At 56.1% G+C, this 24,774-nt stretch carries 28 protein-coding genes; 18 read left to right on the forward strand and 10 right to left on the reverse strand.

What is annotated here, in order from left to right:
- The first annotated feature begins 174 nt into the window (after positions 1–174).
- The 4 genes from tauA to tauD are packed head-to-tail and all read left to right on the forward strand — an operon-like array spanning position 175 to position 3,589.
- Positions 175–1,137, forward strand: a complete 963-nt coding sequence (tauA, locus tag ABLU86_RS00535) for a taurine ABC transporter substrate-binding protein (RefSeq protein ID WP_047042419.1) — start codon at positions 175–177, stop codon at positions 1,135–1,137.
- 12 nt (positions 1,138–1,149) lie between these two features.
- Positions 1,150–1,917 carry a taurine ABC transporter ATP-binding subunit gene (gene tauB, locus ABLU86_RS00540; RefSeq protein ID WP_047042416.1) on the forward strand — a complete coding sequence of 256 codons (768 nt, stop codon included), beginning with the start codon at positions 1,150–1,152 and terminating at the stop codon, positions 1,915–1,917.
- Entirely contained in the window at positions 1,914–2,741 is an 828-nt protein-coding gene (tauC, locus tag ABLU86_RS00545; protein ID WP_020079520.1) for a taurine ABC transporter permease TauC, read from the forward strand. The genes tauB and tauC overlap by 4 nt, the downstream gene beginning before the upstream one ends.
- Positions 2,738–3,589 (forward strand): taurine dioxygenase, encoded by an 852-nt coding sequence (tauD, locus tag ABLU86_RS00550; protein ID WP_015704533.1) that lies wholly within the window; start codon positions 2,738–2,740, stop codon positions 3,587–3,589. Before tauC ends, tauD begins: the two co-directional genes overlap by 4 nt.
- 4 nt (positions 3,590–3,593) lie before the next feature.
- On the opposite strand, the gene ABLU86_RS00555 is transcribed toward tauD, so the two are convergent.
- From ABLU86_RS00555 to ampH, 5 genes are all read right to left on the reverse strand, one after another.
- Positions 3,594–5,294, reverse strand: a complete 1,701-nt coding sequence (locus tag ABLU86_RS00555; RefSeq protein WP_015704534.1) for a GNAT family N-acyltransferase — start codon at positions 5,292–5,294, stop codon at positions 3,594–3,596.
- Positions 5,295–5,491: 197 nt separating this feature from the next.
- Positions 5,492–5,680 carry a hypothetical protein gene (locus ABLU86_RS00560; RefSeq protein ID WP_139397399.1) on the reverse strand — a complete coding sequence of 63 codons (189 nt, stop codon included), beginning with the start codon at positions 5,678–5,680 and terminating at the stop codon, positions 5,492–5,494.
- Positions 5,652–6,143, reverse strand: coding sequence for a transposase (locus ABLU86_RS00565; protein ID WP_020079518.1), 492 nt, complete (start codon positions 6,141–6,143; stop codon positions 5,652–5,654). The genes ABLU86_RS00560 and ABLU86_RS00565 overlap by 29 nt, the downstream gene beginning before the upstream one ends.
- A 290-nt stretch (positions 6,144–6,433) precedes the next feature.
- On the reverse strand, positions 6,434–7,408 hold the full coding sequence (gene hemB, locus ABLU86_RS00570; RefSeq protein WP_015704537.1) for a porphobilinogen synthase: 975 nt from the start codon (positions 7,406–7,408) through the stop codon (positions 6,434–6,436).
- Between the two features lie 107 nt (positions 7,409–7,515).
- Positions 7,516–8,676, reverse strand: coding sequence for a D-alanyl-D-alanine-carboxypeptidase/endopeptidase AmpH (gene ampH / locus ABLU86_RS00575; RefSeq protein WP_020079517.1), 1,161 nt, complete (start codon positions 8,674–8,676; stop codon positions 7,516–7,518).
- Positions 8,677–8,896: 220 nt separating this feature from the next.
- Here ampH and ABLU86_RS00580 point away from each other — a divergent pair, with 220 nt between their 5' ends.
- The 3 genes from ABLU86_RS00580 to ABLU86_RS00590 all read left to right on the forward strand — a co-directional run bounded on the left by ABLU86_RS00580 (position 8,897) and on the right by ABLU86_RS00590 (position 11,868).
- Positions 8,897–9,409 (forward strand): isochorismatase family protein, encoded by a 513-nt coding sequence (locus tag ABLU86_RS00580; RefSeq protein WP_162182304.1) that lies wholly within the window; start codon positions 8,897–8,899, stop codon positions 9,407–9,409.
- A 116-nt stretch (positions 9,410–9,525) separates the two neighbouring features.
- The gene (gene sbmA / locus ABLU86_RS00585; RefSeq protein ID WP_015368033.1) at positions 9,526–10,746 is read left to right on the forward strand and encodes a peptide antibiotic transporter SbmA; all 1,221 of its coding nucleotides are present in this window, start codon (positions 9,526–9,528) and stop codon (positions 10,744–10,746) included.
- Positions 10,747–10,764: 18 nt separating this feature from the next.
- On the forward strand, positions 10,765–11,868 hold the full coding sequence (locus tag ABLU86_RS00590) for a DUF1615 domain-containing protein (protein WP_020079515.1): 1,104 nt from the start codon (positions 10,765–10,767) through the stop codon (positions 11,866–11,868).
- Here the strand turns inward: ABLU86_RS00590 and ABLU86_RS00595 are convergent.
- Complete coding sequence (locus ABLU86_RS00595) at positions 11,865–12,170, reverse strand: DUF2755 family protein (RefSeq protein WP_015704540.1); 306 nt, start codon at positions 12,168–12,170, stop codon at positions 11,865–11,867. The two genes, ABLU86_RS00590 and ABLU86_RS00595, sit on opposite strands and share 4 nt — an antisense overlap.
- Positions 12,171–12,412: 242 nt before the next feature.
- Here ABLU86_RS00595 and ABLU86_RS00600 point away from each other — a divergent pair, with 242 nt between their 5' ends.
- Positions 12,413–12,616 (forward strand): DUF2754 family protein, encoded by a 204-nt coding sequence (locus tag ABLU86_RS00600; RefSeq protein ID WP_015368030.1) that lies wholly within the window; start codon positions 12,413–12,415, stop codon positions 12,614–12,616.
- A gap of 525 nt (positions 12,617–13,141) precedes the next feature.
- Here ABLU86_RS00600 and ddlA read toward each other — a convergent pair.
- Positions 13,142–14,239, reverse strand: a complete 1,098-nt coding sequence (gene ddlA / locus ABLU86_RS00605; RefSeq protein ID WP_047058576.1) for a D-alanine--D-alanine ligase — start codon at positions 14,237–14,239, stop codon at positions 13,142–13,144.
- A 302-nt stretch (positions 14,240–14,541) separates the two neighbouring features.
- Here ddlA and ABLU86_RS00610 point away from each other — a divergent pair, with 302 nt between their 5' ends.
- From ABLU86_RS00610 to ABLU86_RS00625, 4 genes are all read left to right on the forward strand, one after another.
- On the forward strand, positions 14,542–15,741 hold the full coding sequence (locus ABLU86_RS00610) for a multidrug efflux MFS transporter (RefSeq protein WP_020079514.1): 1,200 nt from the start codon (positions 14,542–14,544) through the stop codon (positions 15,739–15,741).
- 310 nt (positions 15,742–16,051) lie between these two features.
- The gene (gene iraP / locus ABLU86_RS00615; protein WP_015368026.1) at positions 16,052–16,312 is read left to right on the forward strand and encodes an anti-adapter protein IraP; all 261 of its coding nucleotides are present in this window, start codon (positions 16,052–16,054) and stop codon (positions 16,310–16,312) included.
- Positions 16,313–16,412: 100 nt separating this feature from the next.
- The gene (gene phoA, locus ABLU86_RS00620; protein WP_015368025.1) at positions 16,413–17,828 is read left to right on the forward strand and encodes an alkaline phosphatase; all 1,416 of its coding nucleotides are present in this window, start codon (positions 16,413–16,415) and stop codon (positions 17,826–17,828) included.
- Between the two features lie 91 nt (positions 17,829–17,919).
- Complete coding sequence (locus ABLU86_RS00625; protein WP_020079512.1) at positions 17,920–18,231, forward strand: PsiF family protein; 312 nt, start codon at positions 17,920–17,922, stop codon at positions 18,229–18,231.
- A 49-nt stretch (positions 18,232–18,280) separates the two neighbouring features.
- Here ABLU86_RS00625 and proC read toward each other — a convergent pair whose 3' ends face one another.
- A complete protein-coding gene (gene proC / locus ABLU86_RS00630) occupies positions 18,281–19,090 on the reverse strand; it encodes a pyrroline-5-carboxylate reductase (protein WP_015704543.1) in 810 nt (269 codons plus the stop codon).
- A 115-nt stretch (positions 19,091–19,205) separates the two neighbouring features.
- Between proC and ABLU86_RS00635 the strand changes: the two genes are divergently transcribed.
- On the forward strand, positions 19,206–19,664 hold the full coding sequence (locus ABLU86_RS00635) for a YaiI/YqxD family protein (RefSeq protein ID WP_047042404.1): 459 nt from the start codon (positions 19,206–19,208) through the stop codon (positions 19,662–19,664).
- Here ABLU86_RS00635 and ABLU86_RS00640 read toward each other — a convergent pair.
- Positions 19,661–20,368 (reverse strand): DUF2076 domain-containing protein, encoded by a 708-nt coding sequence (locus ABLU86_RS00640; protein ID WP_020079511.1) that lies wholly within the window; start codon positions 20,366–20,368, stop codon positions 19,661–19,663. The genes ABLU86_RS00635 and ABLU86_RS00640 overlap by 4 nt on opposite strands.
- 334 nt (positions 20,369–20,702) lie before the next feature.
- On the opposite strand from ABLU86_RS00640, the gene aroL reads away from it, so the two are divergent.
- The 4 genes from aroL to ppnP all read left to right on the forward strand — a co-directional run bounded on the left by aroL (position 20,703) and on the right by ppnP (position 22,791).
- Complete coding sequence (aroL, locus tag ABLU86_RS00645) at positions 20,703–21,227, forward strand: shikimate kinase AroL (RefSeq protein ID WP_020079510.1); 525 nt, start codon at positions 20,703–20,705, stop codon at positions 21,225–21,227.
- A gap of 71 nt (positions 21,228–21,298) precedes the next feature.
- The gene (locus ABLU86_RS00650) at positions 21,299–21,490 is read left to right on the forward strand and encodes a YaiA family protein (RefSeq protein WP_015368019.1); all 192 of its coding nucleotides are present in this window, start codon (positions 21,299–21,301) and stop codon (positions 21,488–21,490) included.
- Between the two features lie 251 nt (positions 21,491–21,741).
- Entirely contained in the window at positions 21,742–22,419 is a 678-nt protein-coding gene (locus tag ABLU86_RS00655; protein WP_080957386.1) for an AroM family protein, read from the forward strand.
- Between the two features lie 87 nt (positions 22,420–22,506).
- Entirely contained in the window at positions 22,507–22,791 is a 285-nt protein-coding gene (ppnP, locus tag ABLU86_RS00660) for a pyrimidine/purine nucleoside phosphorylase (protein WP_015368017.1), read from the forward strand.
- Between the two features lie 54 nt (positions 22,792–22,845).
- Here the strand turns inward: ppnP and rdgC are convergent, their stop codons facing one another.
- Entirely contained in the window at positions 22,846–23,757 is a 912-nt protein-coding gene (gene rdgC / locus ABLU86_RS00665) for a recombination-associated protein RdgC (RefSeq protein WP_015368016.1), read from the reverse strand.
- Between the two features lie 91 nt (positions 23,758–23,848).
- Between rdgC and mak the strand changes: the two genes are divergently transcribed.
- Positions 23,849–24,754 (forward strand): fructokinase, encoded by a 906-nt coding sequence (mak, locus tag ABLU86_RS00670; RefSeq protein ID WP_015704548.1) that lies wholly within the window; start codon positions 23,849–23,851, stop codon positions 24,752–24,754.
- Positions 24,755–24,774: the final 20 nt, after the last annotated feature.

Genomic DNA, 24,774 nt, shown 5'->3' on the forward strand with positions numbered 1-24,774 from the left:
GGGCTACCAGTACCGCGAGCCGGGGGAACCCATTTCTTTAATCCCTGTTTTTAACTATCTAATCCCGCTTTTCTTCTAAAAACGATTCGCTATTAGGCAGAATTTTTAATTACTTCATCTCCACGCTGATGCCGGAAATACTGCACCCATAACAACTAAGGGGAAGCAGACACTATGGCATTCACATCGCGAATTACTCTTCTGGCGGCGCTGGCTTTCGCTGCCTTCCAGGCGCAGGCGGTTAACGTCACCGTCGCCTATCAAACCTCCGCTGAACCGGCGAAAGTCGCCCAGGCGGATAACACCTTCGCCAAAGCCAGCGGCGCCACCGTTGACTGGCGTAAATTCGACAGCGGCTCCAGCATCGTACGCGCGCTGGCCTCAGGCGATGTGCAAATCGGCAACCTCGGTTCCAGCCCGCTGGCGGTGGCCGCCACTCAGCAAGTACCGATTGAAGTGTTCCTTCTGGCCTCAAAGCTTGGGAATTCCGAAGCGCTGGTGGTGAAAAAAGATATCACTAAGCCGGAAGATCTGATTGGCAAACGCATTGCGGTACCGTTTATTTCGACCACCCACTACAGCCTGCTTTCCGCGCTGAAACATTGGGGAATCAAACCGGGTCAGGTGCAGATTATCAACCTGCAGCCGCCGGCGATTATTGCCGCCTGGCAGCGCGGCGATATCGATGGCGCTTACGTGTGGGCGCCAGCCGTTAACGAACTGGAAAAAGAGGGCAAGGTGCTGACCGACTCCGCGCAGGTGGGGCAATGGGGCGCGCCGACGCTGGATGTCTGGGTCGTACGTAAAGACTTTGCCGAGCAGCATCCGGAAATCGTGAAAGCTTTCGCCAAAAGCGCCATCGACGCGCAGCAGCCCTATATCGCCAACCCGGATGCGTGGCTGAAGCAGCCGGAAAATCTCAGCAAGCTGTCGCGACTGAGCGGCGTGCCGGAGGCGGATGTGCCGGTGTTAGTCAAAGGCAATACCTATCTTACCGCCGCCCAGCAGGCGCAGGAGCTTAACGGCCCGGTGAACCAGGCGATTATCGATACCGCGAAATTCCTCAAAGAGCAGGGCAAAGTGCCGGCCGCAGGAACCGATTATAGCCAGTTCGTTACCGACCGTTTCGTGAAATAAAAGGAGGCTCTGATGCTGCAAATCTCGCATCTTTCCGCTGATTATGGCGGTAAACCAGCGCTGGCGGATATCAACCTGACGTTGGACAGAGGCGAACTGCTGGTGGTGCTGGGCCCTTCCGGCTGCGGCAAAACCACACTGCTGAACCTGATTGCCGGATTCGTGCCTTACCAGCACGGCAGCATCACTCTCGAAGGCCGTCGCATCGACGGGCCGGGCGCCGATCGCGGCGTGGTGTTTCAAAATGAAGGTCTGCTGCCGTGGCGCAACGTGCTGGATAACGTCGCGCTGGGATTACAGCTGGCGGGAGTTGAAAAGACCCGACGCCGGGAAATCGCCGCGCAAATGTTGAAAAAAGTCGGCCTGCAGGGGGCGGAAAAGCGCTTTATCTGGCAGCTTTCCGGCGGCCAGCGCCAGCGTGTCGGTATTGCGCGCGCGCTGGCGGCGGATCCGCAGCTTCTGCTGCTGGATGAGCCCTTCGGCGCGCTGGATGCCTTTACTCGCGAGCAAATGCAAACCCTGCTGCTGCGCCTGTGGCATGAAACCGGCAAGCAGGTGCTGTTGATTACCCACGATATCGAAGAAGCGGTATTTATGGCCAGCGAGCTGGTGCTGCTGTCTCCGGGGCCGGGGCGGGTGCAGGAACGCCTGCCGCTGGAGTTTGGCCGCCGTTTTGTCGCCGGTGAATCCTGCCGCAGCATTAAATCGGATCCGCAATTTATCGCCCAGCGCGAATATGTGCTTAGCAGGGTGTTCGAACAACGGGAGGCTTTCTCATGAGCGTGGTCCTCAATGATAAACCGCGCCAGCGCGCGCTGAAATGGCGCTGGCCGCTTTCACGGCAGCTGACCCTTAGCGTAGCGACGCTGGCAGTATTGCTGGCTATCTGGTGGGCGGTGACCGCGTTGCAGCTGATTAGCCCGTTGTTTTTACCCTCGCCGTGGCAGGTATTGCAGAAGCTACTGACCATTGCCGGGCCGCAAGGCTTTATGGACGCGACCCTGTGGCAGCATCTGGCGGCGAGCCTGACGCGTATCGCCATCGCGCTGGTACTGGCGGCGATCGTTGGCGTACCGGTGGGGATCGCCATGGGATTGAGCCCAACGGTACGCGGGATCCTCGACCCGCTGATCGAACTGTATCGTCCGGTACCGCCGCTGGCGTGGCTGCCGCTGGTGATCATCTGGTTCGGCATTGGCGAAACGCCGAAAATCTTACTGATCTATCTGGCTATTTTCGCTCCGGTAGTGATGTCGACGCTGGCGGGGGTTAAAAGCGCGCAGCAGGTCCGCGTTCGCGCCGCACAGTCTTTAGGGGCCAGTCGCGCTCAGGTGCTGTGGCTGGTGATCCTGCCGGGCGCGCTGCCGGAAATTCTTACCGGCCTGCGCATTGGCCTTGGCGTCGGTTGGTCGACGCTGGTGGCGGCGGAGCTGATTGCCGCCACTCGCGGCTTAGGTTTTATGGTGCAATCCGCCGGTGAATTCCTGGCGACCGATGTGGTGTTAGCCGGGATCGCGGTGATTGCGATAATCGCATTTGTTCTGGAACTGGGACTGCGCGCGTTGCAGCGCCGCCTGACGCCCTGGCATGGAGAAGTACAATGAGTGAACGTCTGAGCATTACCCCGTTGGGACCGTATATTGGCGCGCAGGTGGCCGGAGCCGATTTGACCCGTCCGTTAAGCGACAATCAGTTTGAGCAGCTATACCACGCGGTGCTGCGCCATCAGGTGGTGTTCCTGCGCGAGCAAAATATCACCCCGCAACAGCAGCGCGATCTGGCGTTACGTTTTGGCGATTTGCATATCCATCCGGTCTATCCGCATGCGCCGGGCGTGGATGAAATTATCGTGCTGGATACCCATAACGATAATCCGCCGGACAACGATAACTGGCATACCGACGTGACCTTTATCGATACGCCGCCGGCGGGGGCGATTCTGGCGGCGAAGGAGTTACCTTCTACCGGCGGCGATACCCTGTGGACCAGCGGTATTGCCGCCTGGGAAGCGCTCTCTGAACCGTTTCGCCAGCTGTTGAGCGGGTTACGCGCGGAGCACGATTTCCGCAAATCGTTCCAGGAGTACAAGTACAACAAGACGGAAGCGGAGCATCAGCGCTGGCGCGAGGCGGTGGCGAAGAACCCGCCGCTGTTGCACCCGGTGGTACGTACCCATCCGGTAACCGGTAAGCAGGCGCTGTTCGTCAATGAAGGGTTTACCACCCGTATTGTGGATGTCAGCGAGAAAGAGAGCGAGGCGTTGCTGAATTTCTTGTTTGCTCACGTCACAAAACCGGAATTCCAGGTGCGCTGGCGCTGGCAGCCGAACGATGTGGCGATTTGGGATAACCGGGTGACGCAGCATTACGCCAACGCCGACTATCTGCCGCAGCGGCGCATCATGCACCGCGCGACAATTCTTGGTGATAAGCCGTTCTACCGGGCGGGATAAACGGCTAGAGATGCGCGCCGATGTAGCGCTGGTAGCGGTTGGCTTTCAGGTAGGTTAAATCCACCAGCACCAGCCCATCGACGCAGTGATTAAAGTCCGGGTCGCTGCCGAAATCGATAAACTGCACGCCGCCCGGCTCGCACACTTCCGAGTACTGTTTATACAGCGGCGGGATGCCGCAGCCGAGGTTGCCGAGCAGGGACTTCAGCCGCGTCAGGTCTTCGGTGTAATCCTCGCCGCCAAACTGCGCCAGCACCTCGGGTAGCGAAGCTGGGTAGGGGCGACGGGATTTGGCCAGCGGATGCGTCGCCGGAAACCATAAGCGGTAGAAGGCGACCAGCAAATCGCGGGCATCGGGCGGCAGTCCGCCTGAAATTGAGACCGGGCCAAAAAGATAGCGATAGTGCGGGTTTCGCGCCAGCCAGGCGCCGATGCCTGACCAGAGATAATCCAGCCCGCGGCGCCCCCAGTAGCGCGGCTGAATGAAGCTGCGCCCCAGTTCAATCCCGTGCTGCAGAATATCGTCCATCCGTGCGTCGTAGTGGAACAGGCTGTAGCTGTAGATGCCCTCCAGTCCTCGTTTCTCCAGTTGCATGGCGGTAGGCATAAAACGATAGGCGCCGACGATCTCCAGATCCTCTTCATCCCATAAAATCAGGTGCAGATAGTCATCATCGTAGCTATCGATATCGCGGCGTTTGCCGCTGCCTTCGCCGACCGCCCGGAAAGCGATCTCCCGCAGACGGCCCAGTTCGCGTAGCAGCGGCGCCTCTTCCTGGCCGTTGCGCTGCCACAGATAAATCAGCTTACCGTCCGCGGTTTTGCCCAGACATTCGGTTTTTGCCAGCTCGCGTTTGAGCAGCGCGCGGTCTTCCGGGCGGGCGATCGCGCTTTCGCTTTTAAACAGGCCGGGGTGTCCTTTACCGAGGAGCTCGACGTGGCGGTAGCAGCGGTCCGCCAGTTCGCGGACGGAAAGCGGCGGCTGATGCCACGATGACCACGCGATTTGCTGGCCAATGCGTAACGGCAAGCTGCTATCGCGGCGGCGAAACATCTGCTGCATTAATAGCAGCAGCGGCAGATTATCGGAGAGCAGGGCGCTGGCGTAGAACAGCGGGCTGTTGTGGGCGCGGATCCAGGCCGGCAGCAGCGGCGCGCGGTATTTCGCCGCCAGCTTGATGAAGCCGGGATGCCATTTTTTATCACGGATGCCGCGGCGGGTCAGACGCGAGACTTCCCCCGCCGGGAAGAAGATCAGCACGCCGCCCTGCTGAAGCTGTTGGTCCATCTGCTGCAGCGCTGCTTTGGCGGTACGGCCGTTGATATTATCCACCGGAATAAACAGCGAGCTCAGCGGTTCAAGATGGGTCAGCATGCGGTTAGTGACGACTTTGACATCGCGCCGTACGCGGGAGACTGCATAGAGCAGAGCGAGTCCATCGAGCGTGCCGGTCGGATGGTTGGCGATAATCACCAGCGGGCCATGTTCGGGGATTTGTTCAAGGTCATGCGCCGGGATAGCGCAGCGGATATTGAGATGTTCGAGGACCTGTTCGACCGTATCCAGTCCTTTCAGGTGACGATGGCGGGCGGCAAATTGCTGGAACTCTTCTTCATACAGAAGCTTTTTCAACACCTTTTTCTGCCAGGGGGCGGGCCTCGCCTGAGGCCACAGGTCATCGAGAACGTTGTCGAGACTAAACATAGTGACTCCTCCTCTGTCCTGCCCAGACAGTAGAAGGCGCAGATGTCGTTCAGATTACAATTCGGTGAAGATTCGGTCTCAGCAGGCGAGGTTTCCCGGATAGCGGCGCGATGCGCCTTATCCGGGCTACGATTTGGCATTTGGTTGGTAGCCCCGGTAAGCGTCAGCGCCACCGGGGAGGGGCCCCGGATAGCGGCTTACGCCTTATCCGGGCTACGGTTTGGCATTTGGTTGGTAGCCCCGGTAAGCGTCAGCGCCACCGGGGAGGATCCCCGGATAGCGGCTAACACCTTATCCGGGCTACGATCTGGCATTCGGTTGGTAGCCCCGGTAAGCGTCAGCGCCACCGGGGAGGGGCTATCGGCGTTCGCCGCAGCTAAGCTCAAAGCTTTCGCCAGCCCAGTTTGCAGGATATAGCCCGCGTTGGACATCTCGATGAAAGGTTGAAAATGGCCAATCTATAACCTGCGTAACCCAGCCATGTTTTAATGGATTGATATATATGTAATCAACATGGCGGCGATAATCTTCTTCATCACGTATGGCATGCTCCCAGAAGCGAGGTTGCCAGATATGTTGTCGTTTTAATGTTCTGCTAAAGCAGCCTTTGATATCGCGCCAGCGTGAAGAAAAATCGTCATCATTATTGGGAAGTGTCCAGATACAGTGGAGATGTTCAGGCAATACCACCCAAGCATTAATGATAAAAGGGCGACGTTGTTTTACAACGGAGATGGAGTAGCGAAATAATGCAATTCTTTCAGTCAGAAGCCTGCTTCTACGGTCTTTCAAATTAACGGTAAAGAACCAGGTTCCCCCCTTGATGTAATAACGTCGATAAGCAACCACAGCTTCTCCTGGTAGGCAGCGTTTATAATGTGATTTAAGACGTTAAAGGAGAAGAGAAGGTTCGCCAAGGAGCCATCACGGAAGATGGAAAACGGCACGCAAAATCTGATTCCCGGATAGCGGCTAACGCCTTATCCGGGCTACGATTTGGCATTCGGTTGGTAGCCCCGGTAAGCGTCAGCGCCACCGGGGAGGATCCCCGGATAGCGGCTAACGCCTTATCCGGGCTACGATTTGGCATTCGGTTGGTAGCCCCGGTAAGCGTCAGCGCCACCGGGGAGAGGGAAGGTTTAACGCAGGATTTTTTTCTCGGCCAGATCGAGAGCGAAATAGCTGAAGATCAGGTCCGCGCCCGCGCGTTTAATTGCGCCAAGGCTTTCCAGCACCACTTTCTCTTCGTCGATTGCGCCAGCCTGCGCGGCAAATTTGATCATCGCGTACTCGCCGCTGACCTGATAAGCGCCGAGCGGCAGGTCGGTGCGCTCGCGGATATCACGCAGGATATCCAGATAGGCGCCAGCTGGTTTCACCATCAGGCAGTCCGCGCCCTGGGCTTCATCGAGCAGCGACTCGCGAATTGCTTCGCGACGGTTCATCGGGCTCATCTGATAGGTCTTACGATCGCCTTTCAGCGCGGTACCGGCGGCTTCACGGAACGGGCCGTAGAACGATGACGCGAATTTGGTCGAGTAAGACATAATCGCGGTATTGGTAAAGCCCGCGGCATCGAGCGAACGGCGGATCGCCTGCACCTGACCGTCCATCGCGGCGGATGGCGCGATGAAATCAGCGCCGGCGGCCGCGGCGACCACCGCCTGCTTACCGAGATTTTCCAGAGTCGCATCGTTATCGACGCCGTGCTCGCACAGCACGCCGCAGTGGCCGTGCGAGGTGTATTCGCAGAAGCAGGTATCGGACATGACGATCATTTCCGGCACCGCCTGTTTGGCGATACGGGTCATGCGCGCCACCAGACCGTTTTCGTTCCAGGTATCGCTACCGGTCGCGTCGGTATGATGGGAGATGCCAAAAGTCATCACTGAACGAATACCGGCGTTGGCGATGCGCTCAATTTCGCGCGCCAGATGTTTTTCCGGAATACGCATGACGCCAGGCATCGCTTCGATGGCTTTGTAATCGTCAATTTCTTCTTCAACAAAGATCGGCAACACCAGGTCGTTCAAACTCAGTGTTGTCTCTTCAAACATGGCGCGCAGCGAGGCGGATTGACGCAGGCGGCGTGGGCGAGTGATTAAATCTGTCATGGTTTGCCTGATTTTGTGAAATGAAAGAAGGTAGTGTACCGCAAACGACAGCGGGATGTTTCGCCAAAACGATCCTTAACAATCAGTGGCAAAACATCCCGCAACGATTACTGGCTGGCGGTTTCCATATTCGGCTGCACGCCGCTTAAGGCGCTGACGAGATCGTTGACGCCGTCGCTCATGGCGCTGAAACGGGTTAACGCGGAACGGGTCACCACCACAAAGACCCCGACGTTTGCCTGCGGGTTCATCGCCATATAGGTAATAAATCCGCCGCCGCCGCCGGTTTTCTGAATAATGCCCGGATGGCCGTTTTTCGGCTTCATGTACACCCAGCCCAGACCCAGCGCATCGGCTTTACCCGGTACATCCATGCCGATCACTCTGGTGAGCTGGGTACGTTGATAAATCAGCGTCTGCATGCGATCGGCCTGCTGGCCGCGGGTATAGAAATCTGAAGAGAGGAACTGCTGCATCCAGCGCATCATATCGCCCGGCGTCGAATACACGCCACCGCTGCCGATGGCCGCGAGGGTGTTATTACACGGGCTGGCGCCTTTCTCCGCCACCATCAGGCGCTGACACTGGTCCGGCGATGGGGTGAAGGTGGTGTCCTTCATGCCGAGCGGACGGGTGATTTGTTCTTCAAACAGCTGCGGGTAGGGCTTACCGGCGGCGGTCGATAGCGCATCGGCCAGCAGGTCGAAGGCCAGGTTGGAATAGGCCGCCTGCGAACCCGGCGTGGTTTTAAGCGTAGCCGTCGACAGCCAGTTCCAGCGCTGCTGGCGGGTCGGCCAGACGAAAACCGGGCGATGCGCCGCGCCGCCGGGCTGCTCGCGCGGCAGGGCGCTGGTGTGGGTCGCGAGGTTGACCAGCGTAATCGGTACGCCCTGGTAGGTTGGCACCCGTGCGCCAGGCGGCGCGTATTTGCTCAACGGATCGTCAAGCTTAACCACGCCCTGATCGAGGAGTTTCACCAGCATTTCACTGGTCATCAGCTTACTCAGAGAGGCGATACGGATAACGGAATCCAATTGTGGATGCTGATTGTTACCGGGGCGCGTTTCGCCGAAGCTGCGGAATACGCGCTGATTGCCGTCGATAACCACCATCGCCATGCCGGTGGCGCCGCTGCCGTAATAAATATGTTCGGCGAAGCGGTCGACCACATCAGAAGTAAATACCGGATCAACGCTCGGCTGAACCGCCTGGGCTGAGGTCCACGACGCCGCGCACAGCGCAGCAAAAATGAGCAAACTACGTTTCAACGGAGGCATCCATCGTTTATTAGGGGAATATACACTGTATTTATACTACGAAGTCGCAGCGAACAAAGTGGGAATAACGACAATATTCACAGAAAAGCGTAACGGTGCGTAAAAATGACTTTTTTCCGCTTTCAGATATCTGCTTTTCCGCCTGACGCGTATGATTAAGCTCTTATTCATCTTATAAAAGAGAGTGGTGATGGCATCTCAACGGGTTCTGATGGTAGTGGATATGCAAAACGGCGTATTCGAGACGCCGCGTGTCGATCGCGAACGCTGCGTGGCGCAAATCAATCGCCTGATTCACGCTGCCGATAGCGTTATTTTCATTCAGCACGCTGAAGCGGGTGGGCTGGAAGAGGGAAGCGAGGGGTTTGCGCTGCTGCCTGAACTGGCGCAACCCGCCGGGGCGCGCTACGTCACCAAAACGGCCTGCGATGCGTTTTATAAAACCGAACTTGAACAGGTGCTGCGCGAGATCGGAACTCACGCTTTTGTTATCTGCGGCTGCGCGACCGATTATTGCGTCGATACCACCATCAAAAACGGCGCCAGCCGCGGCTACGCCATCACCATCGCCGAAGATGCCCATACCACCGCCAACCGTGCCGCCGCCGAGGCCAAAACGCTGATCGCTCACTATAACGAGGTGTGGCGGACTTTCACCCTTCCCGATAATCCTTTACGCGTGAAACCCGTAGAAACAATTCTTGCCGAATGGCAGACGAACTAAGTCGCTGATATCCGGTCTCATCATGGGTCCGCTTTACTTCGCCGCCGCGCGTGGCGGCGGGCGTACGTGTGGTACACAGCAAAAACAGAACGATAAGAAGTTAGCAGGAGAGTACGATGTTTAAAGCTTTTTTCCCCAAACCGGGGCCGTTTTTTATTTCTGCCTTTATCTGGTCGCTGCTGGCGGTGATCTTTTGGCAGGCGGGCGGCGGCGACTGGCTGCTGCGGATAACCGGCGCATCGCAAGATGTCGCCATCAGCGCGGCGCGGTTCTGGTCGCTCAACTATTTGGTATTTTACGCGTATTACCTGTTCTGCGTCGGCGCCTTTGCGCTGTTCTGGTTTATCTATAGCCCGCATCGCTGGCAATACTGGTCGATTCTCGGCACCTCGTTGATTATTTTTGTCACCTGGTTTTTGGTGGAAGTTGGGGTGGCGATCAACGCCTGGTATGCGCCGTTCTATGATTTGATTCAGAGCGCGCTGGCCACGCCGCACAAGGTCAGCATCAGTCAGTTCTACCACGAGATTGGCATTTTTCTCGGCATCGCGCTGATTGCGGTGGTGATTGGCGTGCTGAATAACTTCTTCGTCAGCCACTATGTGTTCCGCTGGCGTACCGCGATGAACGAACACTATATGGAACACTGGCAGCATCTGCGCCATATTGAAGGTGCAGCTCAGCGTGTGCAGGAAGACACCATGCGCTTCGCCGCGACGCTTGAAGACATGGGCGTAAGCTTTATTAATGCGGTCATGACGCTGATTGCCTTCCTGCCGGTGCTGGTTTCGCTGTCGGCGCATGTGCCGGACCTGCCGATCGTTGGTCATTTACCGTATGGACTGGTGATCGCCGCTATTGTGTGGTCGCTAATGGGAACCGGGCTGCTGGCGGTGGTCGGGATCAAGCTGCCGGGCCTGCAATTTAAAAACCAGCGGGTAGAAGCCGCCTATCGTAAAGAGCTGGTGTATGGCGAGGATGACGCCAACCGCGCCACGCCGCCGACCGTGCGCGAACTGTTCAACGCGGTGCGCCACAACTACTTCCGTCTCTATTTCCACTATATGTATTTCAATATCGCCCGTATTCTTTACCTGCAGGTGGATAACGTTTTCGGCTTGTTCCTGCTGTTTCCGTCGATTGTCGCCGGTACGATTACGCTCGGCCTGATGACCCAGATCACCAACGTGTTCGGCCAGGTACGCGGCTCGTTCCAGTATCTGATAAGTTCGTGGACCACGCTGGTGGAACTGATGTCCATCTATAAACGTTTGCGCAGCTTTGAGCGCGAACTGGATAACAAAGGGCTGCAGGAAGTCTCTTCAACCGTTAATTAATAAATGCAAGGAAGGTTTATGGCGCAGGTTTCTCGCGGTGTTTCACTCTCTTTTACGCTGCTGGCCGGGTTGGTGCTGAGCGCCTGTACCAGCCAGCAGGCGCCTAAGTTGAAAGAAGGCGAGAAGCCGGTGGATGTTGCCGCCGTGGTGCGGCAAAAAATGCCCGCCAGCGTCAAAGACCGCGAGGCCTGGGCGCAGGCGATTGCCAAAACCTTTGACAGCCAGAAGCTGGCGCCGACGGAAGAAAACGTCTGTTCGGTGCTGGCGGTCGCGCAGCAGGAATCAAACTATCAGGCCGATCCGGCGGTGCCGGGCCTGAATAAAATCGCCTGGCAGGAAATTGACCGCCGGGCGGAAAAAATGCATATCCCGGTATTTCTGGTGCATACCGCGCTGAAAATCACCTCACCAAACGGTAAAAGTTACAGCGATCGCCTGGATAACGTCAAAACGGAAAAGCAGCTGAGCGCGATTTTTGATGACTTCATTGGCATGGTGCCGATGGGCCAGAAGCTGTTCGGCTCTCTCAACCCGGTGCATACCGGCGGGCCAATGCAGGTAAGCATCGCCTTTGCCCAGCAGCACACCGATGGTTATCCGTGGAAAATGGACGGCACCGTGCGCCAGGAGGTTTTCAGTCTACGTGGCGGGTTGTGGTTCGGCACCTATCATCTGCTCAACTACCCGGCTAACTACAGCGTGCCGCTGTACCGCTTTGCTGATTTCAATGCCGGTTGGTATGCCAGCCGTAATGCCGCCTTCCAGAATGCGGTGGTTAAAGCCACCGGCGTTAAGCTGGCGCTGGATGGCGATCTTATTCGCTATGACAGCGATGAGCCCGGAACGACTGAGCTGGCGGTGCGCCGTTTAGCCGGGCAGTTGGGGATGAGCGATGGCGATATCCATCGTCAACTGAAGAAGGGGGATAGCCTGGCGTTTGAAGAGAGCGATTTGTATAAGAAAATATTCAAAATCGCCGAGAAAAAGGCCGGGAAAACACTTCCGCGCGAGATGTTGCCAGGGATCCAACTGGAAAGCCCGAAAATCACCCGCAATCTCACCACCGCGTGGTTTGCTAAGCGGGTCGACGATCGCCGCGCCAGCTGTATGGCGCGTCGTTAACGGTTATGGTACCAGCGCAGGATAAGCCCCAGCGCGCCGACCAGCAGGCTACCAAACAGGAACGGAATTAAACCGAACAGGGTACCGACGCCGAGCCCAATTTCAATACGCGGGCGATTGGTATCCTGAATCTGAATGAGATGTTCGAATACGCCAGGCGCGTGTACCAGCATGCTCAACATTTGCGCGCCGGCCCAGATGCACAGCAGAACAAAAAGCGCGTAGGCAATGTTACCGCTGGTGATCGATACCTTCTTTTTGTTGCTCCCCATCAGCGTCTTTGAAAACGTAAATTCAGCCATATAAACCTCCGCAACACCTGTTCCGCTGGTTTTCCCCCAGCTCTATAGACAGGAATTCTGGCAGCGGCGGGCGTTTCCCTGTATCAGATTGCTGGTAATTTCTGCCAGGAATAATCCTGTTTTGACAAAACTGTCGGCGGGCCCGCATTGCACAAAAGGGAGAGCGGCTTCGCATTGTGCGAACAATCTTGTTGGCGCGGCGGGCGGCTATGCGATGATGTTTTTTTTCTGCAGGAGTCGTTATGAAGCTGACCGACAAAATCCGCCGTGACTGGCACTACTACGCGTTCGCGCTGGGGTTAATTTTTATTTTGAATGGCGTGGTGGGGCTGCTGGGGTTTGACGCGCAGGGGTGGCAATCTTATGCCGTCGGTCTGGCGACGTGGGTCGTGAGCTTCTGGCTGGCGGGATTTGTTATTCGCCGCCGTCCGGCAGAAGAGGCGTAATATCCCCGGCAAGACGTGGTAGTTATTATTATCGGTTTGCGATCGTTTCGACCTGGAAAAACGGTTGTTCTGTGCTGTTTCCAGGCACATTGCGCTCCCGATAATTCTTCTGCGTTATGTCTCTCATGGCGCAGGGAGCGCACAGAGGGCGGCCAGTCGCCGCCGCCATCCGGCGCGAAAGTGGCTTTTTACCCGCGGTTATTGCCCGGCGGCGCTACGCTTGCGCGGGCCTACAGATCACATGCCGGCGTAGATACTGTTATCGGTTTGCAACTTTTTAAGGGTTTTTCCCGGACGCGGCGCGTTGCGCCTTCTCCGGGCTACCAAATCGCAAAGCGCTGTAGCCCCGGTAAGCGGCAGCGCCACCGGGGGTTGAGAGCACCAGTAGTGTCAGCCAGCGTGGTGAAGAAATTAACAGCAGGCCGCACGGACCGTAGGTCGGATAAGGCGTTAGCCGCCATCCGACAAAATAACGGCACCGCGGTAGCCCGGGTAAGGCGGTACGCCGCTACCCGGGAAAGAGGCTTAGCTCATTGAGGTTTTCAGCGCGCGGTCGGCGGCGTGGCGCTCCAGCGCCAGCTCGATCAGGCGGCTTATTAGGCTGGTGTAATCCAGGCCGCTGGCCTGCCACAGCTTCGGATACATGCTGATGTTGGTAAAGCCAGGCAGCGTGTTGATTTCGTTGATCACCACCTCGTTATCTTCCGTCAGGAAGACGTCCACGCGGGCCATTCCGCTGCAGCCGAGCGTTTGGTAAGCGCGGACGGCGATATCGCGGATTTTGTCGTTGATCTCCGGGGCGATGGCTGCCGGAACCACCACCTGCGCGCCTTTATCATCAATGTACTTGGTATCGTAGGCATAGAATTCGCTATTGAGAACGATCTCCCCGCAGGTGCTGGCCTGAGGATAATCATTGCCCAGCACCGCGCACTCGATTTCACGGCCCTTAATCCCTTGTTCAACTACCACTTTATGGTCGAATTCAAAGGCTAACGCGACGGCCTGCAGGTACTCTTCTTCGCTCTTCACTTTGCTGACGCCGACGGAAGAACCCTGGTTCGCGGGCTTCACGAACAGCGGTAACCCCAGCTTCGCTTTGACATCGGCAAAGCTGAACTGCTGGCGGTTGGCGCGAGTCAGAGTGATGAACGGCGCAATTGACAGACCGGCATCGCGAAGCAGGCGTTTAGTGACGTCTTTATCCATGCAGGCGGCTGAGCCCAGCACATCGGATCCGACGAACGGCAAATTCGCCATCCGCAACATCCCCTGCAGCGAACCATCTTCGCCAAGGGTGCCGTGAACAATCGGGAAGATAACGTCGATGGCCGCCAGCGGCTGGCCGCTATCGGCATTGATCAACTGATGGGCATCGCGACCGGGAATTTGCGCCAGCGTCACGTCTGATGGGCGCAGCGCGATATGGGCGGGATCCTGCGGGTTCAGCAGATAGTTGCTGGCATCGTTGATATGCCAAAGCCCCTGTTTATCGATTCCCAGCAGCACAACATCAAAGCGCGTTTTATCAATTGCTTCGACGATATTTTTGGCTGACTGCAGCGACACTTCATGTTCTGCCGACTTACCGCCAAAAACGATCCCAACCCTCATTTTAGCCATTTCAACTTCCATCCTGATTACATCAAAACACATAACATAGCATGTGTTTTAGCGAGATGGCTGCCTGAATCTTTACCCTATGCTGCAGAGGGTTAAATGCTGCGCATTCGTCGCTATCCGCCGATGAGCCTCAGCACATCGCACTGACGAGAATGCGGTTATCTTCGATTATGTTTGTCTACTCCGCGGTCAGGGCGATAAAACACCAAACTCGCGGCATGCGCATCTCTGGTGCTACGTGCGGAGACGGAAATTGCTAAGCTAGGTAATAATTAACGAAACACTAATGAATACGCGTAGTTATGGAATCCTGGAAGGTTAATCTCATTTCTGTCTGGTTCGGCTGTTTTTTCACCGGACTCGCCATCAGTCAAATTCTGCCCTTCTTACCGCTGTATGTCTCTCAGTTGGGCGTTACCTCACATGAAGCGCTGTCGATGTGGTCGGGCTTGACCTTTAGCGTCACCTTCCTGGTGTCGGCGATTGTCTCGCCGATGTGGGGGAGCCTGGCAGACCGCAAAGGGCGCAAACTGATGCTGCTGCGCGCCTCCCTTGGCATGGCGATAGCGATTTTGCTACAGGCTTTTGCGACCAACGTTTGGCAGCTTTTTATTTTGCGTGCGGTAATGGGGCTAACCTCAGGCTATATACCCAACGCCATGGCGCTGGTGGCCTCGCAGGTGCCGCGTGAACGCAGCGGTTGGGCGCTAAGTACGCTCTCGACGGCGCAGATAAGCGGTGTGATCGGCGGCCCGCTGCTTGGCGGTTTTCTTGCCGACCACGTCGGCCTGCGGGCGGTATTTTTCATTACCGCGATTTTACTGACTGTCAGCTTCCTCGTGACCTTGTTTCTGATTAAAGAGGGCGCCCGGCCGCAAATGAGCAAAGCTGAACGCCTGAGCGGTAAAGCGGTCTTTGCTTCATTGACCCATCCGGGGCTGGTGATTAGCCTGTTTTTCACCACCCTGGTTATCCAGTTGTGTAACGGCTCTATCGGGCCGATTCTGGCGTTATTTATCAAGTCGATGGCGCCGGATAGTAACAACATCGCGTTTCTTGCGGGGATGATTGCCGCCGTACCGGGGATTTCGGCGTTGATTTCCGCGCCTCGGCTGGGGAAACTCGGCGATCGCATCGGGACGTCGCGTATTCTGCTGGCGACGTTATGTTGCGCAGTGGTGATGTTCTTTGCGATGTCGTTCGTGACTTCGCCGCTGCAGCTCGGGGTATTGCGCTTCCTGCTGGGCTTTGCCGACGGCGCGATGTTACCGGCGGTCCAGACGCTGCTCTTGAAATACTGCAGCGATAACGTCACCGGGCGTATTTTCGGTTATAACCAGTCATTTATGTATCTGGGTAATGTCGCCGGGCCGCTCATTGGCGCTTCGGTCTCGGCAATGGCGGGTTTCCGCTGGGTGTTTATTGCCACTGCGTTGATTGTCCTGATTAATATCTGGCAACTGGCGATTATGTTACGCCGAAGCCGCCGCGCGGCCGTTTAAATAAAAATATTGGGCGCTCATAAGGGCGCCTTATATTAATCAGCTGATATAGCTATTAACCATTACCTTTAGTTATCCTTAAATAGTGCGACGCATATTCCATTTTATTATTTACTATTAAATTTGGTTATAGAATTATCTTTTAGCTATTAATTATAGGAGCTTTCCCTTTGTTGTTCGGCGGTAATAAAAACGTTTCGCTGAATATTATTGCAGGAATAACCCTATTATTTGAAAATAATTCTGGTATCGATATGCCGATGTATGACATAACTAGGCCATTATGGATGTTGCTTAAGGATAATGCGTAATGAAAAATCTCATTGCTGAGCTGTTGGTCAATCTGGCGCAAAAAGAAGAAGAGGCAAAAGAGCTGACGGTACAGGTTGAGGCGCTGGAAATTGTCGTCACCGCGTTGCTGCGCCATATGGCTGAGGATGCGCAGCAACGTTTGATTCAGGATATCGAAACTGCCATGGAGCAGGTCAAGCCCGGGCCGCTGGTGGACGACCGTGACACCCAGCTTCTGCAGCAATATATAAAAAAGCTGCTCCGGCATCCTCGTAACTAATCATGTGACCAGTAAGGATGCTGTCATTTTTCTGTCACACCACTTTTATAAAGTCTCCCTCGTTTTGTTTTTTAAGTATTTTTTACATGGAGACGACAAAGTGAAATTATCTGCCCTCTTTATTGCCCTGTTACCGCTGCTGGCTCCCCCGGTTATTCATGCACAAACAACTTCTTCGCCGGTGCTGGAAAATCGCGCGGCGCAGGGCGATATCACGACCCCAGGCGGGGCGCGCCGTTTAACGGGCGATCAGACCGAAGCGCTGCGCGCTTCGTTAATCAATAAGCCGGCGAAAAATATTATTTTGCTCATTGGCGATGGCATGGGTGATTCAGAAATTACCGCCGCACGAAATTATGCCGAAGGCGCCGGCGGTTTCTTTAAAGGTATTGATGCCCTGCCGCTGACGGGCCAATACACCCATTATTCTCTGGATAAAAAAACCGGCAAGCCGGATTACGTGACGGATTCCGCCGCTTCGGCAACCGCGTGGACCACCGGCGTGAAAAGCTATAACGGCGCGCTGGGCGTTGATATCCACGAAAAAGATCATCAGACCATCCTTGAGCTGGCGAAAGCCGCGGGTCTTGCGACCGGCAATGTCTCGACGGCTGAACTGCAGGATGCGACGCCGGCGGCGCAGGTGGCCCATGTGACCTCGCGTAAATGCTATGGCCCTAGCGTGACCAGCGAAAAATGCGCCAGCAACGCGCTGGAAAAAGGCGGCAAGGGCTCTATCACCGAACAACTGCTGAATGCCCGTCCGGATGTCTCTTTAGGCGGCGGGGCGAAGACCTTTGCTGAAACGGCGACCGCAGGGGAGTGGCAGGGGAAAACCCTGCATGAGCAGGCGGTCGCTCGCGGCTATCAGATTGTGACCGACGCCGCTTCACTCGCCGCTATCAGCGAAGCAAATCAGGGTAAACCACTGCTCGGTCTGTTCTCCGACGGCAATATGCCGGTGCGGTGGGAAGGCCCGAAAGCCTCTTATCACGGCAATATCGACAAACCGCCGGTAACCTGTACCCCAAATCCGAAACGCGATGCTTCCGTACCGACGCTGGCGCAGATGACCGAAAAAGCGATTGATCTCCTTAGCCGCAACGAGAAAGGTTTCTTCCTGCAGGTTGAGGGGGCGTCTATCGATAAACAGGACCACGCGGCAAACCCTTGCGGCCAGATTGGCGAAACCGTCGACCTCGATGAAGCGGTACAGAAAGCGCTGGAGTTTGCCAAAAAAGAGGGTAATACCCTGGTGATCGTCACCGCAGATCACGCCCACTCCAGCCAGATTATCCCGGCAGACACGAAAGCGCCGGGCCTGACCCAGGCGCTGACGACCAAAGATGGCGCGGTAATGGTGATGAGCTATGGCAACTCTGAAGAAGAGTCGATGGAACACACCGGCACCCAACTGCGAATTGCCGCCTATGGCCCGCATGCGGGCAACGTGGTGGGTCTCACCGACCAGACCGATCTGTTTTACACCATGAAAGACGCGCTGGGCCTGAAATAACCCGTGGCCGGTAATGAATTTACGTTACCGGCTGGTTTTTTTGCTGATAGCGACCAGACTTACAGGGATCCACTAACAGAGGGATGGTGTGATGAAAATAACATTTCTGGTAACCCTACTTTTTGGTTTGGTCTTTGTTGCCGCGGTGAGTGCCGCAGATAAAACGTTAACGCCTCAGCAGCAGAAAATGAGCGCATGTAATACCGAAGCGGCGTCAAAGTCGCTGAAGGGGGATGAACGTAAAACCTTTATGAGCAATTGCCTGAAGAAAGATGCGCCAGCGGCCGGCAAGACGCTGACGCCTCAACAGCAGAAGATGAGCGCTTGTAGCAAAGAAGCGTCGTCGAAATCGCTGAAGGGTGACGATCGTAATAAGTTTATGAGTACCTGCCTGAAGAAATAAGATGACGGGTGGGGCGGTGGCGCCTCACCCGTAGTCTCTTTCAGGCTTATCAGGAACGACTCAGTTGCTCTGATTTTTCCATACACTTCGCCATCGCTTCGATAACGGCGGAACGGAAACCTTTCTCTTCCAGTACGCGAACCGCTTCAATGGTGGTGCCGCCTGGCGAGCAGACCATATCTTTCAGCGCGCCCGGATGTTCGCCGCTTTCCAGTACCATCTTCGCTGACCCCATGACCGCCTGCGCGGCGAATTTGTAGGCCTGCGCGCGCGGCATACCGCCGAGAACGGCGGCATCGGCCATGGCTTCGATAAACATAAAGACGTAAGCTGGCGCGGAACCGCTGACGCCAACCACCGGATGAATCATTGGTTCGGCGATGGTTTCCGCCTGGCCGAAGCAACGGAAAATGGTTAACACCTCGGCGATCTCTTCCGTGCTGACCAGCGCGTTTGGCGTCACGGAGGTCATCCCAGCGTTCACCAGCGACGGGGTGTTCGGCATGGCGCGAATAATTTTGCGATCGTGGCCCAACGCGCGCGCCAGCTGATCCAGCGTGACGCCTGCGGCTATCGAGACCACCAGCGAATCTTTGTTCAGACTGGAAGCGATATCGCTTAACACCTTGGTCATGATCCCCGGCTTCACCGCGCCGAAGACGATATCGGCGACCTGAGCGACTTCCTGCGCGCTTTCCGCCGCATTAATACCGTACTGGTCATGCAGGGCGGCAACTTTGTCCGGCGATGGCGTATAGACCCAAATTTGCGCCGGTTGCACTTGTCCGCTGGCGATCAGGCCGCCGAGAATGGCTTTACCCATGTTGCCGCAGCCGATAAAGCCAATTTTCTTATCCATTACCTTTCCCCTCTGCATTTTTCGTTACGATCTCACTAGCTTATCATCCTGGCGCTTTTCTGGGGGAGAAAAGCAGGCGACAATGTCGCAACCTTTGCCGACGACAGGAGCCGAAATGGCGATTTGGGTAGATGCGGACGCGTGTCCGAATGTCATTAAAGAAATTTTGTTCCGCGCCGCCGAACGCACGCAGACGCCGCTGACGCTGGTCGCCAACCAGTCGCTGCGGGTTCCGCCGTCGCGCTACGTCCGCGCGCTACGGGTGGCGCAGGGTTTTGATGTTGCCGATAACGAGATTGTCCGTCTCTGTGAACCGGGCGATTTGGTGATCACCGCTGACATCCCGCTGGCGGCGGAAGTGCTGGCGAAAGGAGGTGCGGCGCTGAATCCGCGCGGCGAGCGCTACAGTGGGGCGACCATTCGCGAGCGCCTGACGATGCGTGATTTTATGGAGACGATGCGGGCCAGCGGCGTACAGACCGGCGGCCCGGATAGTTTATCGCAGCGCGATCGGCAGTTATTCGCCGCCGAGCTGGAGAAGTGGCTGCTTGCGGTTAAACGCCAGCAGGATTAAACCCAGCTGTCATCATCGCTACCGAAATCATCGTCATTGCCGAAGCCGGCGTCGAAATCGGAGTCGAAGGTATTATTGTCCGCCAGGAAAGGGTCGTCCTGCTGGCGGAACGGATCCTCGGCGGCGTTATTATCCAGCGTCGGGCTGACATCTTGTTGCTGCTGCGGCTGCTGTTCATCGATGATGTTCACAATCTCCTGCGGATGTGAACCACTGAACATATTGGTCAGCATATTGCCCAGCACCACGCCGCCTGCCACCCCGGCCGCGGTTTGTAGTGCGCCCGCCATAAAGCCGCCGCCGCTGCGGCCTGCCGCCTGCGGGGCATAGTTTTGCTGTGGCGCATACTGCGGTTGCGCGTTATTCGTCTGCGGGCGGCCATATTGCTCGGCTCCTGGGATCGGATCGGCGCCGCGGGACTGGCCGCCACCGAACAGGCCCGACAGGAAACCGCCGCTGCTCGGTTTTGCCGCCTGCAGCTGGCTAACCTGCGCCTCCAGCGCCTGAATGCGGTCGTTAAGCTGTTTGATCGCCGCTTCCTGAATCAGGATAGTTTGCGCCATATAGTATGGGGCCGCCGGCTGTTGGGTTACGTGCTGGGCAATCCGCTCCTCGGCGCTGGCGTCGCGCGATGCGCTGTGCGTCTCGGCCTCTTTTAAACGGGAAAACAGGCCATCAATAAGGCGTTGTTCTTCAGATTGCATGATACATTCCTCTGTCACACGGGTCATTTACCGTCAGAGTGCGACGGTCTGCCGGTGTTGTAAATATGTTGCAGCGTAAAGCTGTGCAGAAATGTGTTACCGTTTACGGCAAACGATGGATAAAAAATAATCCTTCGCCTTTAAGTAAAGCTGGCATAACACTAAATGCAATGATAAGTTTACATGCGGAATCCATTCAAACTCTGTGGTAAATAGGGTTCCCTAAAAAATGTAACGATTATTTTACGGTTATCGTGGCAGACATTTGCAGGTATCATGGCGTACTTTTCGCCTTTATTTCTCCGCGACACGCGGAACCAGGGGGTCTTCGGTAATGACACAACCAATTTTTCTCATCGGGCCGCGAGGCTGCGGTAAAACGACGATCGGCCATGCCCTGGCGCGCGCGCTGCATTTCCAGTTTTCCGATACCGATCATCGTTTACAGGCCCATGAGAAACGCACGGTAGCGGAAATTGTGCAGAAAGAGGGCTGGGAGCGCTTTCGTGAACTGGAGACGCTGTCGCTGAAAGCCGTTACGCTGCCGGATACGGTGATTGCGACCGGCGGAGGGATTATTCTTGCTGAACGCAATCGTCTGTATATGCGTGAAAATGGCATTGTGATTTATCTGCAGGCTTCTGTTAACGCCTTGATTGAGCGGCTGGAAGCTTATCCGCAGGCGGAACAACGCCCAACGCTGACCGGTAAGCCTGTCCGTGAGGAAGTCGGCGAAGTGCTGGCGCAACGGGAGGCCCTGTACCGCGAAACCGCCCATCATACCGTAGACGCCACCGCGACGCCGGATGCGGTGGTTGAACAGATTATGACCATGCTGTGCGATGTGACGGTAAGTTAGGATTTTACCTGGGTCAGGGAAGAAAGCGGGGCCTATACTTAATTGTTCTGACAGCCGAAAAAGGAAGAACAATGCCAAACAGACCTCCTTATCCGAGACAAGCCCGCGTTGTCGCCGTTGAAAAAGGCGCCGCGGGTCAGACGGTCACCTGGTATCAGCTGCGTGCGGATTACCCGACACCCGATTCGCTGATCAGCGAGCATCCCTCCGAGCAGGAAGCGTTAGACGCCAAACGGCGTTACGAAGATCCCGAAAAAACCTAATCCCCCGGCCCGGTTTGCGTCATGAAGATGGCAATACCGGGCCCAGCTCACATTTTTAATTCATCAATGGTACTAATGAATACCTAACACACGGATTTTTCAGGAGCGACTCTGAAGCTTCTGGAATCTTTACATTCCGCAGCGGCGCTGAGCTGCTACGCTTCTCGACGGTTGATTTTTACTCACCAGGGGGGCGGATGTCGTGTGTGAAAAGCCTGTGTTGAAGCAGTGGTAGTGAAAAGGTACATGATATGAGTGCAACGATGGCAATTTTGACCATTGGCGTGGCGCCGGTGGCGGAAGTTTTGCCGCTGTTAACCGAACATATCAGGGAAGAGCAGATCACCCATATTAGCCTGTTAGGTAAAATGACGCGTGAAGACGTTATGGAAGATTATGCCGTGGAATCCGGCGACCAGGGGCTGCTGACCTTACTCAATGATAACCAACTGGTGGAAGTCTCCCGCCAAAAGGTGGAGCGCGATCTGCGCTGCGTTATCGAGATGCTGGATCGGCAGGAATATGATGTCATTCTTCTTCTCAGTTCCGAACAGTTGAGCGGCCTGGCGACGCACAACGCTATCCTTCTTGAGCCTGAACGGATTATTCCGCCGCTGGTGGCCTCGATCGTCGATGGCCATCAGGTGGGCGTGATTGTACCCGTTGAAGAAGTCCTGCCCATGCAGCGGCAAAAGTGGCTCACTTTAGAAAATACGCCTTATTATGCGCTGGCGAACCCGATGGGCGGCAGCGACAGCGATCTGCTGGATGCAGGAAGAGGTTTAGTCGAACAGGGGGCGGATGTACTGGTGCTCGACTGTCTTGGCTATCATCAGCATCACCGCGACGTATTACAAAAGGCGCTGGATGTCCCGGTATTATTGTCAAATGTGCTGGTTTCGCGACTGGCGGCAGAACTATTAGTTTAACCCGACGTTATCGATTAATTTTGCGTGACAGGGGCAAGGAGCGCCCCCTATATTGAAGCTTCAACCAACGATGATAAGGTCTTGTTTATGCTTCAAAGCAATGAGTATTTTTCAGGGAAAGTGAAATCTATCGGCTTCACCAGCAGCAGTACCGGCCGCGCCAGCGTTGGGGTGATGGCAGAGGGTGAATACGCCTTTGGCACCGCCCAGCCGGAAGAGATGACCGTGGTCAGCGGTGCGCTGAACGTGCTGTTGCCGGGTGAAACTGAATGGAAAGTTTACGCGGCAGGCGAAGTGTTTAACGTGCCGGGTAATAGCGAATTCCACCTGCAGGTGGCGGAACCGACTTCCTACCTGTGCCGTTATCTGTAATTTAAGCGCCTTCCTGCCGCGTCCACTTTCCGGGCCCGGCAGGAAGGTGGCGCGTTAGCGCTGGGCTTCGCCGCCCAGTCCTTCAACCAGGCTTTGAATCAATGCCGCCAGTTCGCCGGTCATCAAGATAAAGTCGGCGTCAAAACGCTGCGCAAAATCTTCGCGGTCAATATCTTCATTCTGGTCACGTAATTCGTCGCAGAACTTCAGACGTTTAATCGATGCGTCGTCGCAGATCACAAACTGGATACGCTGCTGCCAGTCGAGCGCCAGTTTGGTGACCACTTTACCCGCTTCGATATGTACGGCGATCTCATCGCTCACCAGATCCTGTTTCTTCGCGCGGATCACGCCGCCATCTTCCAGCATCGCTTTCAATTCGGCTTCGTCAAGCAGCTGGAAGCCCTGAGCCACGCTACCGGAGCGCACCCATTCGGTCAGCGTCAGCTCGATCGGATTTTCCAGCGTCAGCGGCACTACAGGCAGCGAGCCCAGCGTTTTACGCAGCAGCGCCAGCGTATCTTCCGCTTTCTTCGCGCTAGCGCAGTCCACCATGATCAGGCCGTTGACGGTATCGATCCACATCATCGTCTGGCTGAAGCGGCTAAAGGCGCGCGGCAGCAGCGAGTGCAGAACTTCATCTTTCAGCGAGTCTTTTTCCGTTTTCTTCAGCTTGCGGCCCTGATCGGCTTCGAGCTTGAGGATCTTTGCTTCCAGCGCCTGTTTGATCACCGGCGACGGCAGGATCTTTTCTTCTTTACGGGCGCAGATAACGATCTGGCCGTTTGCCGTATGCGTCAGCGCGTCGCTGTGCGATCCCATCGGCGATACCCAACCGGTTTTCGCCATATCCTGGCTGCCACAAGGGGTAAATGTCAGCTCGGCCAGCTGTTTTTCCATCTCTTCGGCGCGCAATTCGATATCGCGGCTCAGACGGTAAACCATTAAATTTTTGAACCACAGCATGATAATTTCCACGGCTTTGTCGTTAAATCAGGCGGGCATGATAGCGAATTGTCGCTATGCTTGCATTGTTAATCGGGGTGAGGAGCAGACTGTGCGTATTGGTATTGATTTAGGTGGAACAAAAACAGAAGTCATCGCCCTGAGTGAGCAGGGCCAGCAGTTATTTCGCCACCGCTTGCCAACCCCGCGGGAGGATTATCGCCAGACCATCGAGACGATTGCCTCGCTGGTGGAGATGGCCGAGCAGGCGACCGGGCAGCGCGGCACCGTCGGTATGGGCATCCCCGGCTCGATTTCGCCGTATAGCGGGGTGGTGAAAAACGCCAACTCGACCTGGCTGAACGGCCAGCCCTTCGATAAAGATCTCAGCCTGCGCCTCAATCGTGAGGTCCGGCTTGCCAACGACGCCAACTGCCTGGCGGTTTCGGAGGCGGTCGATGGCGCGGCCGCTGGTGCGCAAACCGTGTTTGCGGTAATTATCGGTACCGGCTGCGGCGCGGGGGTGGCGTTGAACGGGCGCGCGCATATCGGCGGCAATGGCACCGCCGGCGAATGGGGGCACAACCCGCTGCCGTGGATGGATGAAGATGAGCTGCGCTATCGTCAGCAAGTGCCTTGTTACTGCGGCAAGCAGGGGTGTATTGAAACCTTTATTTCCGGCACCGGTTTCGCCACCGACTATCAGCGGCTAAGCGGAAACCCGTTAACCGGCAGCGAGATTATGCGCCTGGTGGGTGAAGGTGACGAAAAGGCCGAATTGGCGCTGAGCCGCTACGAGCAGCGGCTGGCGAAATCGCTGGCGCATGTGGTGAATATCCTCGACCCGGATGTCATTGTGTTAGGCGGCGGGATGAGCAATGTCGAACGCCTGTATCAAACGGTACCGGGGCTGGTGAAGCAGTGGGTGTTCGGTGGAGAATGCGAGACGCCGATTCGCCGGGCGATGCACGGCGATTCCAGCGGCGTACGCGGCGCGGCATGGCTGTGGCCGCTGTGATCTCATTCCCTCTCCCCTGT

It is taken from the genome of Klebsiella sp. JN_Kp121 (assembly GCF_040062145.1).
In the GTDB taxonomy this organism is placed as follows: domain Bacteria; phylum Pseudomonadota; class Gammaproteobacteria; order Enterobacterales; family Enterobacteriaceae; genus Klebsiella; species Klebsiella aerogenes.

Coding starts and splice junctions, on each gene's coding strand:
- tauA (WP_047042419.1), top strand. CDS start 175: ATGGCATTCACATCGCGAATTACTCTTCTGGCGGCGCTGGCTTTCGCT.
- tauB (WP_047042416.1), top strand. CDS start 1,150: ATGCTGCAAATCTCGCATCTTTCCGCTGATTATGGCGGTAAACCAGCG.
- tauC (WP_020079520.1), top strand. CDS start 1,914: ATGAGCGTGGTCCTCAATGATAAACCGCGCCAGCGCGCGCTGAAATGG.
- tauD (WP_015704533.1), top strand. CDS start 2,738: ATGAGTGAACGTCTGAGCATTACCCCGTTGGGACCGTATATTGGCGCG.
- ABLU86_RS00555 (WP_015704534.1), bottom strand. CDS start 5,294: ATGTTTAGTCTCGACAACGTTCTCGATGACCTGTGGCCTCAGGCGAGG.
- hemB (WP_015704537.1), bottom strand. CDS start 7,408: ATGACAGATTTAATCACTCGCCCACGCCGCCTGCGTCAATCCGCCTCG.
- ABLU86_RS00580 (WP_162182304.1), top strand. CDS start 8,897: ATGGTAGTGGATATGCAAAACGGCGTATTCGAGACGCCGCGTGTCGAT.
- sbmA (WP_015368033.1), top strand. CDS start 9,526: ATGTTTAAAGCTTTTTTCCCCAAACCGGGGCCGTTTTTTATTTCTGCC.
- ABLU86_RS00590 (WP_020079515.1), top strand. CDS start 10,765: ATGGCGCAGGTTTCTCGCGGTGTTTCACTCTCTTTTACGCTGCTGGCC.
- ABLU86_RS00595 (WP_015704540.1), bottom strand. CDS start 12,170: ATGGCTGAATTTACGTTTTCAAAGACGCTGATGGGGAGCAACAAAAAG.
- ABLU86_RS00600 (WP_015368030.1), top strand. CDS start 12,413: ATGAAGCTGACCGACAAAATCCGCCGTGACTGGCACTACTACGCGTTC.
- ddlA (WP_047058576.1), bottom strand. CDS start 14,239: ATGGCTAAAATGAGGGTTGGGATCGTTTTTGGCGGTAAGTCGGCAGAA.
- ABLU86_RS00610 (WP_020079514.1), top strand. CDS start 14,542: ATGGAATCCTGGAAGGTTAATCTCATTTCTGTCTGGTTCGGCTGTTTT.
- iraP (WP_015368026.1), top strand. CDS start 16,052: ATGAAAAATCTCATTGCTGAGCTGTTGGTCAATCTGGCGCAAAAAGAA.
- ABLU86_RS00625 (WP_020079512.1), top strand. CDS start 17,920: ATGAAAATAACATTTCTGGTAACCCTACTTTTTGGTTTGGTCTTTGTT.
- proC (WP_015704543.1), bottom strand. CDS start 19,090: ATGGATAAGAAAATTGGCTTTATCGGCTGCGGCAACATGGGTAAAGCC.
- ABLU86_RS00635 (WP_047042404.1), top strand. CDS start 19,206: ATGGCGATTTGGGTAGATGCGGACGCGTGTCCGAATGTCATTAAAGAA.
- ABLU86_RS00640 (WP_020079511.1), bottom strand. CDS start 20,368: ATGCAATCTGAAGAACAACGCCTTATTGATGGCCTGTTTTCCCGTTTA.
- aroL (WP_020079510.1), top strand. CDS start 20,703: ATGACACAACCAATTTTTCTCATCGGGCCGCGAGGCTGCGGTAAAACG.
- ABLU86_RS00650 (WP_015368019.1), top strand. CDS start 21,299: ATGCCAAACAGACCTCCTTATCCGAGACAAGCCCGCGTTGTCGCCGTT.
- ABLU86_RS00655 (WP_080957386.1), top strand. CDS start 21,742: ATGAGTGCAACGATGGCAATTTTGACCATTGGCGTGGCGCCGGTGGCG.
- ppnP (WP_015368017.1), top strand. CDS start 22,507: ATGCTTCAAAGCAATGAGTATTTTTCAGGGAAAGTGAAATCTATCGGC.
- rdgC (WP_015368016.1), bottom strand. CDS start 23,757: ATGCTGTGGTTCAAAAATTTAATGGTTTACCGTCTGAGCCGCGATATC.